This is a genomic window from Mesorhizobium sp. M0152, from assembly GCF_040322415.1.
Classification (GTDB): domain Bacteria; phylum Pseudomonadota; class Alphaproteobacteria; order Rhizobiales; family Rhizobiaceae; genus Mesorhizobium.
The window spans coordinates 38,390-52,837 of sequence record NZ_JAMYTH010000006.1; the positions used below are offsets into that span (position 1 = coordinate 38,390).

Sequence of the window (14,448 nt, forward strand, 5' to 3'; positions counted from 1 at the left end):
TGCCCCTCATTGTCCTGCCGGACATTTCTCCCCGTATAGAGACGGGGAGAAAGGGCAGTTGCAACGCTGCCGTCAGTCCTTCTTGGGCGTCGCGACGCGCAGTGCCAGTTCGCGAAGTTGCTGCGGGCTTGCTTCCGACGGCGCACTCATCAAGAGGTCGTAGGCCTGCTGGTTCATCGGGAACATGGTCACCTCGCGCAAATTCTTGGCCCCAACCAGAAGCATGACGACGCGATCGATGCCAGCCGCCATGCCGCCATGCGGCGGCGCGCCGTACTGGAAAGCGCGGTAGAGACCGCCAAAGCGCTCCTCGACCGTGGCGCGATCCAGCCCGACCGTCTCGAACGCCTTGACCATGGTTTCGGGCAGATGGTTGCGGATACCGCCGGAAGCGATCTCGAAGCCATTGCAGACCATGTCGTACTGGAATGCCTTGATGCCGAGCAGATCGTCGCCATTGAGCGCATCGATACCGCCCTGCGGCATCGAGAACGGGTTATGGGCGAAGTCGATCTTTTTCTCCTCCTCGTTCCATTCGAAGAACGGGAAGTCCACGATCCAGCACAGTTCGAAGCGTTCGCGATCGACGAGGTTCAGCTCCTCGCCGGCGCGGGTGCGCGCGGCACCTGCAAACGACACGAATTTCTTCGGGTCGCCCGCGACGAAGAAGGCGGCGTCGCCATCGGCAAGGCCGAGCTGCTGCCGGATCGCCTCGGTGCGTTCCTCGCCGATGTTCTTGGCCAGCGGACCGGCGCCTTCGAGCTTCTCGCCCTCCTTGCGCCAAAAGATGTAGCCCAGCCCCGGCTGTCCCTCGCCTTGCGCCCAGGAGTTCATGCGATCGCAGAAGGCGCGGCTGCCGCCGGTCTTTGCCGGAATGCCCCACACCTCTGCCTTCGGGTCGTTGGCCAAAATGTTGGCAAACACCTTGAAGCCGGAGTCGCGAAAATGGTCGGAGACGGCCTGCATCTCGATCGGGTTGCGCAGGTCGGGCTTGTCGGTGCCGTATTTGCGCATGGCGACGTCGTAGGGAATGCGCTGGAAGTTCTGCGTCACCGGCTTGCCGTTGGCGAAGGTCTCGAACACGCCGCGCATCACCGGTTCCATGGTCGACAGCACGTCGTCCTGCTCGACGAAGCTCATTTCCAGGTCGAGCTGGTAGAATTCGCCCGGTAGCCGGTCGGCGCGCGGGTCCTCGTCACGGAAGCAGGGCGCGATCTGGAAATAGCGGTCGAAGCCGGACACCATGATCAGCTGCTTGTACTGCTGCGGCGCCTGCGGCAGCGCGTAGAAAGTGCCGGGATGAATGCGCGACGGCACCAGGAAGTCCCGCGCGCCTTCCGGCGACGAGGCGGTCAGGATCGGCGTCGAGAATTCCGTGAAGCCGACATCGCCCATGCGCTTGCGCATCTCGGCGATGATTTTTGTCCGCGCAATGATGTTCTTGTGCAGTGTCTCGCGGCGCAGATCGAGGAAACGGTATTTCAGCCGGATGTCTTCGGGGTAGTCCGGCTCGCCGAATACCGGCAGCGGCAATTCCTTGGCCGCCGACAGCACTTCGATCTCGCGGGCGAAAATCTCGATCTCGCCGGTCGGCAAATTGGCGTTGGTAGTCTCTGGCAAGCGCGCCTTGACCTCGCCGTCGACGCGGATGACCCATTCGCCGCGTACGGTCTCGGCAACCTTGAAAGCCGGCGAATCCGGATCGGCGACGATCTGCGTCAGGCCGTAGTGGTCGCGCATGTCGATGAACAGCAGGCCACCATGGTCGCGCACGCGGTGCACCCAGCCCGACAGGCGAACGGTCGAGCCGACGTCGCTCTTTCTCAACTGGGCACAGGTGTGGCTGCGGTAACGGTGCATTGTCATTGCTAAAAGTCCGGGGTGCTGGGTTGCGGGCCGAAGCATCAGAGCCCGGCCTGAAAATTTGCGCGAAAAGCGCATGGGAGGCCGGATTTGTCAAGGCAAGCGGACTTCGGGTTGTCTCACGACATGACCTTCAGGGTTTAAGTCTTTGCCTGCCTTGGTGCATTGCCACTAGAAGTGCTTCCTACGACCGCGCAATTATCAAGCGATCTGGAGATGCTTCGTGCCAAAACGCACTGTCCCACCGGTCATTGGGCCACATAATGGCCGCGAGTTGGAAATGATGCTTCGGGGCGACAAGCCAATGGCCTTGTTCGCGGCGGAACCGGGCATGGACGCGGAAGATGTCTTGCCGCCCCAATGCCTGCTTGGAATTGCCGCTGGCGTTGGCGGAAGCGATGGTCCAAAAGAGATCACCGATACGTGATTGCCTCTTCATGTCCTCCATCCGCCCGCTGATACCGCTCCTTCTCGCCGCAGGCATCCTGCTTGGCGGCAACGGGCTGCAAAGCACGCTGATCGCGCTGCGCGGCGCGCAGGAGGGGTTTTCGGCTTCCTACATCGGCCTGATGGGCACATTCTACTTCGCCGGTTTCCTGCTCGGCTGCCTGGCCATCACGCGCATCATGAAAGCCGTCGGCCATGTCAGGGCGTTTTCGGCGCTGGCGGCGATCGCCTCGGTCGGCACCTTGCTCCTGGTGCTGGTTCTCGATCCGGTGATGTGGTGCGCGGTGCGCTTTGTCGGCGGGTTCTGCTTCGCGGGGCTGTTCACGATCGTCGAAAGCTGGCTGAATTCCGGCGTCAGCAATCATGATCGCGCGCGCGTGCTGGCGATCTACAGGATGGTCGATATTGGCTCGGTGACCGGCGCCCAGTTCCTTATTCCCGTTTTCGGCGCCGGCGGTTTCGCCATCTTCGCCATCATGTCGATGATGATCACGCTGTCGCTCGTGCCGGTGTCGCTCGGCGACCGTTCCAACCCGACGCCGCCGGAAGAGGTCAAGCTCGACCTGGCGCGCGTCTGGCGGATCTCGCCGCTGGGCTGCTTCGGCTGCATCGCCGTCGGCGTCACCAACAGCGCCTTTCGCACATTGTCGCCGGTCTATGCCGAACAGATCGGCATGTCGGTCGCCGATGTCGTCACCTTCGTCAGCGTCGGAATCTTCGGCGGCGCCATCATCCAGTATCCGCTCGGCTATCTCTCCGACCGCTGGGACCGGCGCCGGGTGCTGTTGATGACAACCTGCTGCGCGATGTTTTCGGCACTGGCGCTGGTGTTCATCGCCGGCAGCAATCCATTGCTCAACTTCGTCCTCATCTTCGTCTTCGGCTGTTTCGCCATGCCGCTCTATTCATTGTCGGCGGCGCATTCCAACGACCGAGCCGACACGGGGGAGTTCGTTCTGATCAATGCGGCGCTAATGCTCTTCTACTCCTTCGGCGCCATTGGCGGCCCGTTTGCCGCCTCGACGGCGATGCAGTATTTCGGGCCGAGCGCGCTGTTCGTGTTCAGCGCCATCGTCTATGCGATATTCATCGCGGTCATTCTCTTGCGCATGCAGGCCCGGTCCGGCGTGCCGGCAGGCAAGCGTAGCCGCTTTACCGCGCTGTTGCGCACCTCGACGATTTTCGCGCGGCTGGCCAGAAAAAGCGGCGATGCCGACGGCCCGCCGGAACCGTGACTATGGCGCCACGGCTTGACGAAAGCCCTGCCGGCTGAAATCTAGGAAGACCTTACTCCTGCCAAAAGCGATTTGATGCACGTCATCACCACCCAGCAAGAGCTCGAGACCGTTCTCGCCGCTTTCGAAAAGTCGGATTTCGTCACCGTCGACACCGAATTCATCCGGGAAACGACCTTCTGGCCGATCCTGTGCCTGATCCAGATGGCCGCACCCGGGGTGACCGCGCTGATCGATCCGCTGTCACCAGACATCGACCTGAGGCCGTTCTTCAGGCTGATGGCCAACGAAGCGGTGGTCAAAGTCTTCCACGCCGCGCGGCAGGACATCGAAATCATCGTCCATCTCGGCGATCTCGTTCCGCACCCGGTGTTCGACACGCAGGTGGCGGCGATGGTGTGCGGCTTCGGCGACAGCGTTTCCTACGATCAGCTGGTACAGCGCATCACCGGCGCGCGGCTCGACAAGTCGTCCCGCTTCACCGACTGGCGCCACCGTCCGCTTTCCGAGAAGCAGCTCGAATATGCACTGGCCGACGTCACCCATCTGATCGAGGTCTATCGGCATCTCAGCGCCGAACTGGTGCGGGAGAACCGCGCCCACTGGCTCAACGAGGAAATGGACGTCCTGACCTCGCGCGAAACCTACGATCCACATCCCGAGGACGCCTGGAAGCGGCTGAAGATGCGGCTGCGCAAGCCGCAGGAACTGGCGATCGTGCAGGCCGTGGCCGCATGGCGCGAGCGCGAGGCGCGCGAGCGCGACGTACCGCGCGGCCGCGTGCTCAAGGACGACGCGATCTATGAGGTGGCGCAGCAGGGGCCGCGCGATATGGCGGCCTTGGCCAAGCTGCGCACGACGCCGAAAGGCTGGGAGCGCTCCTCGACGGCCACGGCTTTGCTTGGCGCGGTCAATACCGCGCTTGCCCTGCCCAAGGAGCAGATGCCGAAGCTGCCGAAGAACTTCCAGCCGCCCGAAGGGTCGAGCGCTGCGGCGGAGTTGTTGAAGGTGCTGCTGAGGATCGTCGCCGAAAAACAGGGCGTGGCCTCGAAAGTGCTGGCCTCCAGCGACGACATAGACCGCATCGCGGCGGAAGGCGAGGATGCCGACGTACCGGCTTTGCAAGGCTGGCGGCGTGCCGTGTTCGGCGAGGCGGCGCTCAAGCTGGTGCGCGGCGAAATCGGCATCAAGTTCGACAAGCGCAAGATCGCGGTATTCGACCTGTAGCGTCAGCCGCGTGTCTCATCTCCCCTTGCTGGCGAAAGGGAGTTGGCGCAACACATGCGCCGATATCGTGGTCCGGTCTTGAGGTGCCGGCCCAGCCATCTGTACAGCGTCAATCCTGGCGTCGTCTCTGGTCAACCAGGGTGAAAGCCGCCACGACGACCACCGGGATGGCGAGAAGCGCGAATTTGGTCACGATCAGCGCCGAGGCGAACGACAGCGAATCCGGGTTGGCATATAGGAAATCGGACAAAAGCCGCGCCACCGCGATGTTCTGGGCATAGTCGGCGATCGTGTAAGGCAGCACCAGCACCAGCGCGAAAATGGACTGGAGCTGCGCCGGCATGGCGCGAAAACTCTTCAATCGCCGGCCAGTGGCCAGGATCAGGCTGACCAGCATCACCGACAACAGCGCCGGAAACAGCAGATCGAAGGTCAGGTAGTGCCAAACGAGAATGATCTCGCCGCCGCGCCGGCCGAGTGCCGTCAGCCAAGCCATGCCTTCGTCCGGAGTGAAACCGAGAATGCGCATGTCGAGTGACGGCAAGCCGCCGCTCAACTGGCGGAAGTAGAAGAATTCCAACGCTGTCATGGCGATGAAAACCGCCGCCGTCAGGAAGCAGAACGGGGCGGCGTGACGGGACAGCCGCAGGATCGCCGCCGTCAGGCTCCGCCCGAGCCCGTATTGGTCAGGCTCCACCGGGATAGTTCGGGCTTTCGCGGGTGATCGTGACGTCATGGGCGTGGCTTTCACGAAGTCCGGCGTTGGATATGCGCACAAAAGTGGCGCGCTCGCGGAAATCGGCAAGATCACGGCCACCAACATAACCCATAGCGGCTTTCAGGCCGCCCGCAAGCTGGTGCAGCACGCCAGACACAGGTCCTTTGTAGGGGACCTGCCCTTCAATGCCTTCCGGCACCAGTTTCAGCGTGTCGCGCACCTCGGCCTGGAAGTAGCGATCGGCGGAGCCGCGCGCCATGGCGCCGACCGAGCCCATGCCGCGATAAGCCTTGAAGGAGCGACCCTGGTGCAGATAGACCTCGCCCGGGCTCTCGTCGGTGCCGGCCAGCAGCGAGCCGATCATGGCCGCACTGGCGCCGGCGGCAAGCGCCTTGGCGAGATCGCCGGAATATTTGATGCCGCCATCGGCAATTACCGACACGCCAGATTTATACGCGGTTTCCACCGCCGACATGATCGCCGAGAGCTGCGGCACGCCGACGCCGGCAACGATACGGGTGGTGCAGATGGAGCCTGGACCGATGCCGACCTTGACCGCATCGGCGCCGGCGTCGATCAGCGCCTGGGTGCCTTCGGCGGTGGCGACGTTGCCGGCCAGGATACGCACCGAATTGGAGAGCTTCTTGGCACGGGTCACCGCGTCCAGCACGCGCTGCGAGTGGCCGTGGGCGGTGTCGATCACCAGGAGGTCGACGCCGGCCTCGATCAGGCGTTCGGCGCGCTCATAGCCGTCATCGCCGACGCTGGTGGCGGCTGCCGCGCGCAAGCGGCCCTGCGCATCCTTGGTGGCGTGCGGGTTGAGTTGCGACTTCTCGATGTCCTTGACGGTGATCAGCCCGACGCAATTGCCTTGCTTGTCGACGACGACAAGCTTCTCGATCCGGTGCTGGTGGAGAAGCCGCTTGGCCTCGTCCTGGTCGACATTCTCCTTGACCGTGATCAGGTTCTCACGGGTCATCAGTTCGTAGACTTTCTGCGCCGGGTCGGACGCAAAGCGGACATCGCGGTTGGTCAGGATGCCGACCAGCCGCCCGGTCTTGTGGCCGCCGCTGCCGCCATTCTCGACCACCGGAATGCCCGAGATCGAGTAGGTGCGCATCAGCGAAAGCGCATCGGCAAGCGTGGCGTCGGGGCCGATGGTGACCGGGTTGACCACCATGCCGGATTCGAACTTCTTGACCTGCCGTACCTGCTCGGCCTGTTCGGCAGGCGAGAAATTGCGGTGGATGACGCCGATGCCGCCGGCCTGGGCCATGGCGATGGCAAGGCGCGCCTCGGTTACGGTGTCCATCGCCGCCGACAGGATCGGAACGTTGAGGTCGATGTCGCCCGCGATGCGGGTACGCACATCGGTTTCGCCGGGCATGACCTCGGAATGACCGGGCTGCAGCAGCACGTCGTCAAAGGTCAGCGCCAGTGCGCCGGTGGACGTTTCGATGATTTTTGCCATGGCCAGTCCTCGGAATACAGAAAAAGCGCTTGACCGGAATGGACAGCGCCGACTCGTCTTCTTCCCTTTCAGGATTGGCGCTGGCTCGTAACACGTCCCGCCGCAGATGAAAAGCCGATCGTTGCATTGCAAAGCAACAGCATCGAGCGGCTTGGGGCGCCACCCCTGGTTGCGGTCGCACGAAAGTGAAAGCAATTTAACACGACATCGGCGCCGAGCCGTGATAACCGCCCAACGTGCCGGCTTGCCTCGATCGGCGATGTCGGCGACACACAGAATCAAGTCCGGACGCGTTTTGTGAACCGCACCATTCCGCTCATCCTGGCGGTCGCGCTTTTCATGGAAAACATGGATTCGACCGTTATCCACATCGCTGCCGGCGATTGCCGTCGACATCCACACCAGCCCGATCGCGCTCAAGCTGGCGCTGACCGCCTATCTGGTATCTCTGGCGATCTTCATTCCGATCAGCGGCTGGATGGCCGACCGTTTTGGCGCCAAGAATGTCTTTCGCAGCGCGATCGCGGTCTTCATCGTCGGCTCTATCGCTTGTGCTCTCTCCGGTTCGCTGCCGGCTTTCGTGGTTTCGCGTTTTCTGCAAGGCATCGGCGGCGCCATGATGACGCCGGTCGGGCGACTGGTGCTGGTGCGCGCGACGCCGAAAAGCGAACTCGTCGCCGCCATGTCATGGCTGACCGTACCGGCGCTGGTCGGGCCATTGGTCGGGCCGCCCGTGGGCGGCTTCATCACCACTTACTTCACCTGGCACTGGATCTTCCTGATCAACGTTCCGATCGGCCTGATCGGCATCTGGCTGGCGACACGTTTCCTGCCGCAGACCGAACCGATGGAGAACCCGCCGCTTGATTTCATCGGCTTCGTGCTGAGCGGGCTGGCGGCATCCGGCCTGGTGTTCGGCCTGTCTGTGGTCAGCCTGCCCTATCTGCCGCCGATGGCCGGTGTCATCACGGTGGCGGTCGGATTGGTGTCGGGCGGGCTCTATTTGCTGCACGCGCGCCGCGCCAAAAATCCGCTGCTGGCGCTCGACCTGTTCCGCAACCAGGTGTTCCGCTCGTCGGTGCTGGGCGGCGGGCTTTTCCGCATCGGCATCGGCGCGGTACCGTTCCTGTTGCCGTTGATGTTCCAGATCGGCTTCGGGCTGACGCCTTTCCAGTCCGGCATGATCACCTTCGTCTCGGCGATCGGCGCGATCGGCATGAAATTCGTCACCGCGCTGATCTTCCGCGTCGCCGGATTCCGCCGCGTGCTGGTCGTCGGCTCGCTGGTCGCAGCGGCCTCCATCGCCATCAACGGCCTGTTCACGCCGGACACACCTTATTTGCTGATGTTGGCCATGCTTCTGGCCGGTGGCTTCATCAGGTCGATGTTCTTCACCGGCGTCAATGCGCTTGCCTATGCCGAGGTATCGGCCGCCGACACCAGCAAGGCGACGCCGATCGCCGCGGTATTCCAGCAGCTTTCGATCGCGCTCGGCGTGGCGCTGGCCGGCGGCATCCTGGAAGTGTCGACATCGATCCATGGCGGCCCGCTGACGCTGGACGATTTCCACCTCGCCTTCTTTATCGTCGCGGCGGTAGCGGCGGCGGCTTCGCTGTCGTTCGTGCGGCTGGCACCGGATGCCGGCAATGCCGTTTCCGGCCACGGCCGGCTGACAACGCCCAAGACACTGGAAACGGTCAGATCGCCGGGAGAGTGATGCGCCCTTTCCCTTCTCCCCTCGTGGGAGAAGGCAAGGCGCTATTCGCCGTCCCCCGGCCCTTCGCCATGGCTCCGGGCGCTCGAGTCCTTAACGTCCACTGGACGTTCCGATCCGGCTGATGGCGGATCGGACTCTCGCCCCTTGAAGTCCTTGGCCAACAGGTAGAGTTCGACCGATTCGTCGCGCGACGCCGGAGGCTTGACGTGATGAACCGAACGGAAGTTGCGCTTGAGCATTGAGAGCAGCTCGTTCTCGGCGCCGCCCTGAAAAGTCTTGGCCAGGAAATGCCCGCCCGGTTTCAGGACGGACAGCGCGAAATCGGCCGCCACCTCGCACAGATGCATGGTGCGGATGTGATCGGTCCGCTTGTGGCCTGTGGTGGGGGCGGCCATGTCGGACAGCACGACATCGGGTTCGCCACCCAGTGCCTCGGCCAGTTTTTGCGGCGCCTGCGGATCGAGGAAATCCATGAGCAGCACCGGCGCGCCGGGCACGGCGTCCATTTCCAGATAGTCGATGCCGATGACATGCGGATTTTCGGCCGTCGATTTGGTGCGCGCGGCCGCGACCTGGCACCAGCCGCCCGGGGCGGCGCCCAGATCGATCACCTTCATGCCGGGTTTCAGCAAATGGTGCTTGTCATCGATCTCGATCAGCTTGTAGGCCGCGCGTGAACGGTAGCCGTCAGCCTTTGAACGCTGGACGTAGGGATCGTTGATATGACGCTGCAGCCAGCGGCGCGACGATTCCTTCAGGCCGCTCTTCTTCTTGATCCGCGTCTTCAGCACGCGAATGCTGGCTGATCCTGGCTTTTCCGGTTTCTTGGTCATTGTCTGATTTCTTGTTTGAGTTTTCTCGTTTGCCGAGTTGTGGCGGTTTTTCGGATGCTGCGCGTTTCGTGAACGGCTTCCCCCACTCCGTCGCTGCTTCGCAGCGCCACCTCTCCCCCCTCCGGAGGGAGAAGGAAGGGTGCCAGGGCCTGCGACCTCGCGCCCTTCGAGATCAGGCTCTGCCACGCCCATCATTGCGCCAGACGCCGTCATCCGCCATCAGCTCGCTCAATATGCCCTCGCGCAGGCCACGGTCGGCGACGCGCAGCCGCTCCGAAGGCCAGACCGCGCGGATCGCTTCCAGTATGGCGCAACCGGCAAGTACGAGATCGGCGCGATCCGCACCGATGCAAGGATTGGCGCAGCGCTGCTGGAAATCCCAGCCGACCAATCGTTCGACCATGCGATCGACGCTGTCGCGATCCATCCACAGCCCGTCGACGCGGCGGCGATCGTAGCGTTCGAGGTCGAGGTGAACGCCCGCCAGCGTCGTCACCGTACCCGAAGTGCCGAGGAGATGAAAATTCGGGCTGGCCTTGAGATGGCTCAGCCGGTCGCGGCCGTCGAAGGCGGCCAGCCGGCCGGCGACATCGTCAACCATGGCGGCGAAGATTTCGCGCGTCACCGTGCGGCCGCCGAAACGCTCGGCCAGCGAAACGACGCCGACCGGCAGCGAAGTCCACGACACGATATGGTTCGCGAGCCGCGGCGAACGTCGGCCGGTGAGATCGATCAGCGCGATCTCGGACGAGCCGCCGCCGATATCGAACAGGACGACGCCTTGCGTGTCGCGCTCGACCAGCGAGCCGCAGCCCGAAACCGCCAATCGCGCTTCGGTCTGGCGATCGATGATTTCAAGCTTGAGACCGGCCTCGCGCTCGACGCGCTCCAGGAATTCGACGCCGTTCTCGGCCGAGCGGCAGGCTTCGGTGGCGATCAGCCTTGCCTTCTTGATCTTGCGGCCGCGCAATTTGTCGCCGCAAACCTTCAGGGCCTCGACCGCGCGGTCCATCGCCGGCTGGCCGAGCCGCCCATTGGCGGTAAGCCCCTCGCCCAGCCGCACGATGCGCGAGAAGGCATCGATGACCCGGAACTGACCATGGCGCGTGGGAACGGCGACCAATAACCGGCAATTGTTGGTGCCGAGGTCCAGAGCCGCAAAGACAGGCAATTCGCGTGCCGGCGGCCGACGGGTGCCCTGCTCCGGTCGCGGCGCTGGAACGAGAAGCGAGACGACCGAATCCGGCGGCGGGTTCGCCTCGACCGCCGGGTCGGCGGCTTTGCCTGGCGTAGGCGATCTGTTTTCCTGCGGACGCGTTTCGTCGCGCGCGAAAACCTTGCGCCCGCGCCGTCGCTTGCGCCGCTTCTTCGGCTTGCTCTTCTGGTTACGGGTCGCGTCGCCCGCCTCCCCGTTCACGGAGCGAAGCTCCGACGGGCGGCGTTGCTGCCAACTGGCGGTCCCCGAGCCTGACGGCCCTGGGGAAGCGCTGGACGCGCCCACCTCCGGCGCCCGGGCGCCGGTGTCGCGGTCTTCCACTATCGTTCCTTCCGGCGCCGCGCGAACCGATGACGGACGCAGCAGGCGCTTCAGTGTTTTAAGTTGCCGCCAGACTAACAGTGCTGCGCCAGATCACCAAGAGCCGTGTGCCGAATTTTGCCGGCTGGGCGGGCAAGCGACGTCTCTGACCATTCGGCGTAACGTTTCGGCAAGCCGGGATCGGTAGCGGAATACCTTCCCGATTCCGACAGCCGCCGGTGGAAAAGCCTTCGCGGTTGAATAGCCGGCTTCAATGAGGCATTTCTGAAATGCAGGGAAGAAATCGGAATCGCCAAATCGGAATCGCCGATGTCTCCCGCCACCGACAGAAAAGGAACGGGCCGCAACGCATGGCAATCTGGCGATGAACTGGAGACGCTATTTCTGGCCGGTGGTCGGCATCGCGGCGGTGATATTCTCGCTGCTGCTGCTCTGGCACGAACTGCGCGGCATTTCGCTCGACGATGTCTGGGACGGCCTCGCCGCCATCCCGACCCGCGGCTGGATCCTGGCGGCGCTGAGTTCGGTCGTCGCCTATGCCTCGCTCGCCGGTTACGACCACATCGCGCTCATGCACATCGGCAAGAAAGTCTCGTGGCTGTTCGTCACCCTGTGCTCCTTCACCACCTATGCGCTGTCACACAATATCGGCGGCTCGGTCTTCTCCGGCGCCGTCATCCGCTACCGCGCCTACGGCACCAGGGGCCTGACCGGCCAGGATGTCGGCGTGCTGGTGGCCATCTGCTGGATCACCTTCGTGCTGTCGACGGTCCTCGCCTCGGGCCTCGTGCTGGTCTTCGAGCCCGAGATTCTCGACCGGTTTTCCGGCATCGCCCATCATGGCCTGTCGGAAGCCGCGGGCATCGCGATGCTGGTCCTCGTCGCTGCCTATATATTCGGCAGCTGGCTGCATCTGCGCCCGCTGAAAGTCGGAAGTTTCCAGTTGCACTATCCGGCGCTGCCGATCGTCGCCAGGCAACTGCTGATCGGCCCTATCGAACTTCTGGCGGCCACCGCTATCATCTTCTTCGCCCTGCCCGAAACGCACAACCCCGGCTATTTCGTCATTCTCGGCGTCTTCCTCGTCTCTTTCTCCATCGCGCAGATCTCGCATGCGCCGGGCGGGCTCGGCGTGTTCGAGGTGGTGTTCCTGGCCGGGCTTTCGGACATGGATCCGGTCGGCGTGCTGGCTGCGCTGCTGGTGTTCCGGCTGTTTTATCTCATCATCCCGCTGTTTCTCGGGCTGGGCATCGTGCTGTTCTTCGAACGCTCGCAGTTCGGTCGCAGCCAGAGCTGAAACGCAGGATTGGACTTCAGGCCCGCGCGGCACTCGAAACGCATCATCCGAACCGGCCGACAAAACGTTGCGAATGAACCGCCGAGCAGGCTTGACTATTTTCCGCTGGCGGCTACAAGGCAGCGCTCACAGCGGCTTGCCCGCTCGGCCCGCGCGGTTCATGGCCGCGCCTGCTGGGGAATAGGTTAACGGTAGACCCACGGACTCTGACTCCGTTAGTCCTGGTTCGAATCCAGGTTCCCCAGCCATCTTTTTTCCCATTAAGATCAAACGCTTGGACATATTACGCCTTTGCAGGCGTGCCCTTCTGAATCATCTGGCGGGCAGAAAAAGCAGTAGCCGCCAATCTAAAAAGCCCTGACTCGGCGCTTTTCAAGAACGTGCGTTATAATGATCTCAAGATCGCCGCGCCGTGGCGAATGCACCGCGTCCCATTGTCGAAGCATTTCGAGGAATCTGCGGGTAGCCAGGTCAGCGCTGGCGACGTCGACCGCGCGGATCTCAAGCGCCATAGCGTCGATTAATTGGGGTCGCCGGACCTTGAGCCGCCGTGGGCTCCGCCGCCGGCGTTGTCCGATCCGCCGTGGCTGTGGAACTGACTTCGCCTGAACGTGACACTTTTAACGGGGGGGCCGACGGGAACGTGGTTGTTGTCGCCCGATCCTTTGCCGGGATGCGATCCGCCTGATTTGGCTATTGCCCCAGAGTTCAAACTCGTGCCGAGCAGAAGTGTCATGGCCGGCGGTGTCACGGCCGCAAAGCGGCCGGCCCGCTTCAGAAAGTCACGGCGCGCTTTGGCCTCCGAGACCAGCTTGTTGTTCCCTGTGCTTTCAGTTGCCATCTCAGCACTCCCCTTTTAGCTATCCTAGTCTTTCATTGGGAAAAATAGTATTGCTCCAAAAGGCTTACGTGGCGTTTGTCAGTTCTTGCGTTTCAGTAGGGAATGGCCTGCTTTCGGCGGCGCTTTGCTCTGTTCGACATTGGTGAAGCTGCAATGGAACACGCAGCCAGCCCCGAAAGTTGAACGCCAGAGCCGATGCATCGCAAACCTGGCAATCGGCATCGAAAGATCGACCAAGACATGAGCCGATGAGCACCTTTCCACTGCCGCTCGACACCCCTCCGATGGAGGCCAGGATTGCCGACGCAATCCCCGAGAACGACGGCTCTTGGCAATACGAGCCTAAATGGGATGGATTTCGGTGCCTGGCCTTCAAGAATGGCGACGCGGTCGACCTGCGTGCCAAATCCGGCAAGCCGCTCGGCCGATATTTTCCGGAAATCGTAGCCGTTCTGGGAAGTCTTCAGGCCAAACGCTTCGTCATCGACGGCGAGATCGTGATCGAGGTTGGCGGCGAGTTTTCCTTCGAGGCGCTGCAGATGCGCCTCCATCCGGCGCAGAGCAGGATTCGCAAACTGAGTTCGCAAACGCCTGCTGGACTGGTGCTCTTCGACATGCTCGCCAAACCGGGCGGCGAGATCATCACCGGCAAACCGCTGGTCGAAAGGCGGCGGGCGATCGAGGCCTTCGTGACTTCCTCGAACAGCCCGGATCTTCGCCTGTCGCAGTGCACACACGACGCCGCCACGGCAGCGCGATGGCTGAGCGGCGCCGGCCACGGGTCGACCGACGGTGTCGTCGCCAAGTTGCTCGACGGCCACTACCTGCCCGGCGAGCGCGCGATGGTCAAAGTAAAGCGGTTGCGTTCAGCCGATTGCGTCGTCGGTGGCTTCCGCTATCTCGCTGGCAGCCGCGAAGTCGGCTCGTTGCTCCTCGGCCTCTACGATGATGGCGGCAAGCTCGATCATGTCGGCTTCACCTCGACCATCGCCAACGCCGACAGGGCAGCGCTCACGCGACGGCTGGAGGGCCTGCGGGCGGAGCCCGGGTTCACCGGCAAGGCGCCGGGCGGACCAAGCCGCTGGAGCACCGAACGCAGTGGAGAATGGGAACCGCTGAAACCCGAACTGGTGGTCGAGGTCCGCTTCGATCATGTCACCGGCAAGCGGTTTCGCCATGGCACCAAGCTGCTGCGCTGGCGGCCCGACAAGGCGCCACGGCAATGCACGTTCGAACAGATCGAATAGGCCGTTATCGTTGGC

10 protein-coding genes, 1 tRNA gene and 1 pseudogene are annotated in these 14,448 nt (G+C 63.1%); 6 read left to right on the forward strand and 6 right to left on the reverse strand.

Annotated elements, in window-relative coordinates; translation table 11 throughout:
* Positions 1–72: 72 nt before the first annotated feature.
* On the reverse strand, positions 73–1,860 hold the full coding sequence (aspS, locus tag NKJ26_RS08620; RefSeq protein ID WP_352695067.1) for an aspartate--tRNA ligase: 1,788 nt from the start codon (positions 1,858–1,860) through the stop codon (positions 73–75).
* 440 nt (positions 1,861–2,300) lie between these two features.
* Between aspS and NKJ26_RS08625 the strand changes: the two genes are divergently transcribed.
* Both NKJ26_RS08625 and rnd read left to right on the forward strand, forming a co-directional pair.
* On the forward strand, positions 2,301–3,545 hold the full coding sequence (locus NKJ26_RS08625) for an MFS transporter (RefSeq protein ID WP_352694924.1): 1,245 nt from the start codon (positions 2,301–2,303) through the stop codon (positions 3,543–3,545).
* A 75-nt stretch (positions 3,546–3,620) separates the two neighbouring features.
* Positions 3,621–4,772, forward strand: a complete 1,152-nt coding sequence (rnd, locus tag NKJ26_RS08630) for a ribonuclease D (RefSeq protein ID WP_352694925.1) — start codon at positions 3,621–3,623, stop codon at positions 4,770–4,772.
* Between the two features lie 109 nt (positions 4,773–4,881).
* Here the strand turns inward: rnd and NKJ26_RS08635 are convergent, their stop codons facing one another.
* Together NKJ26_RS08635 and guaB are read right to left on the reverse strand one after the other, a co-directional pair.
* The gene (locus NKJ26_RS08635) at positions 4,882–5,508 is read right to left on the reverse strand and encodes a hypothetical protein (protein ID WP_352694926.1); all 627 of its coding nucleotides are present in this window, start codon (positions 5,506–5,508) and stop codon (positions 4,882–4,884) included.
* On the reverse strand, positions 5,459–6,961 hold the full coding sequence (guaB, locus tag NKJ26_RS08640; protein ID WP_352598381.1) for an IMP dehydrogenase: 1,503 nt from the start codon (positions 6,959–6,961) through the stop codon (positions 5,459–5,461). Before guaB ends, NKJ26_RS08635 begins: the two co-directional genes overlap by 50 nt.
* Before the next feature lie 297 nt (positions 6,962–7,258).
* Here guaB and NKJ26_RS08645 point away from each other — a divergent pair.
* A pseudogene (locus NKJ26_RS08645) lies at positions 7,259–8,678 on the forward strand (MFS transporter).
* A 41-nt stretch (positions 8,679–8,719) separates the two neighbouring features.
* On the opposite strand, the gene NKJ26_RS08650 reads toward NKJ26_RS08645, so the two are convergent.
* Both NKJ26_RS08650 and NKJ26_RS08655 read right to left on the reverse strand, forming a co-directional pair.
* Complete coding sequence (locus tag NKJ26_RS08650) at positions 8,720–9,511, reverse strand: RlmE family RNA methyltransferase (RefSeq protein WP_352695068.1); 792 nt, start codon at positions 9,509–9,511, stop codon at positions 8,720–8,722.
* A 172-nt stretch (positions 9,512–9,683) separates the two neighbouring features.
* Complete coding sequence (locus tag NKJ26_RS08655) at positions 9,684–11,048, reverse strand: Ppx/GppA phosphatase family protein (protein ID WP_352694927.1); 1,365 nt, start codon at positions 11,046–11,048, stop codon at positions 9,684–9,686.
* Positions 11,049–11,412: 364 nt separating this feature from the next.
* Between NKJ26_RS08655 and NKJ26_RS08660 the strand changes: the two genes are divergently transcribed.
* Together NKJ26_RS08660 and NKJ26_RS08665 are read left to right on the forward strand one after the other, a co-directional pair.
* Positions 11,413–12,345, forward strand: a complete 933-nt coding sequence (locus NKJ26_RS08660) for a lysylphosphatidylglycerol synthase domain-containing protein (protein ID WP_352694928.1) — start codon at positions 11,413–11,415, stop codon at positions 12,343–12,345.
* A gap of 174 nt (positions 12,346–12,519) precedes the next feature.
* Positions 12,520–12,593 (forward strand) — tRNA-Gln (locus tag NKJ26_RS08665).
* A gap of 272 nt (positions 12,594–12,865) precedes the next feature.
* Here the strand turns inward: NKJ26_RS08665 and NKJ26_RS08670 are convergent.
* The gene (locus tag NKJ26_RS08670) at positions 12,866–13,186 is read right to left on the reverse strand and encodes a hypothetical protein (RefSeq protein ID WP_352598386.1); all 321 of its coding nucleotides are present in this window, start codon (positions 13,184–13,186) and stop codon (positions 12,866–12,868) included.
* A gap of 248 nt (positions 13,187–13,434) precedes the next feature.
* Here NKJ26_RS08670 and NKJ26_RS08675 point away from each other — a divergent pair, with 248 nt between their 5' ends.
* Positions 13,435–14,433 (forward strand): ATP-dependent DNA ligase, encoded by a 999-nt coding sequence (locus tag NKJ26_RS08675; RefSeq protein WP_352694929.1) that lies wholly within the window; start codon positions 13,435–13,437, stop codon positions 14,431–14,433.
* The last annotated feature ends 15 nt before the right edge of the window (positions 14,434–14,448 follow it).

Coding starts and splice junctions, on each gene's coding strand:
- NKJ26_RS08650 (WP_352695068.1), bottom strand. CDS start 9,511: ATGACCAAGAAACCGGAAAAGCCAGGATCAGCCAGCATTCGCGTGCTG.
- guaB (WP_352598381.1), bottom strand. CDS start 6,961: ATGGCAAAAATCATCGAAACGTCCACCGGCGCACTGGCGCTGACCTTT.
- rnd (WP_352694925.1), top strand. CDS start 3,621: ATGCACGTCATCACCACCCAGCAAGAGCTCGAGACCGTTCTCGCCGCT.
- NKJ26_RS08675 (WP_352694929.1), top strand. CDS start 13,435: ATGAGCACCTTTCCACTGCCGCTCGACACCCCTCCGATGGAGGCCAGG.
- NKJ26_RS08670 (WP_352598386.1), bottom strand. CDS start 13,186: ATGGCAACTGAAAGCACAGGGAACAACAAGCTGGTCTCGGAGGCCAAA.
- NKJ26_RS08625 (WP_352694924.1), top strand. CDS start 2,301: ATGTCCTCCATCCGCCCGCTGATACCGCTCCTTCTCGCCGCAGGCATC.
- NKJ26_RS08635 (WP_352694926.1), bottom strand. CDS start 5,508: ATGACGTCACGATCACCCGCGAAAGCCCGAACTATCCCGGTGGAGCCT.
- aspS (WP_352695067.1), bottom strand. CDS start 1,860: ATGCACCGTTACCGCAGCCACACCTGTGCCCAGTTGAGAAAGAGCGAC.
- NKJ26_RS08660 (WP_352694928.1), top strand. CDS start 11,413: ATGAACTGGAGACGCTATTTCTGGCCGGTGGTCGGCATCGCGGCGGTG.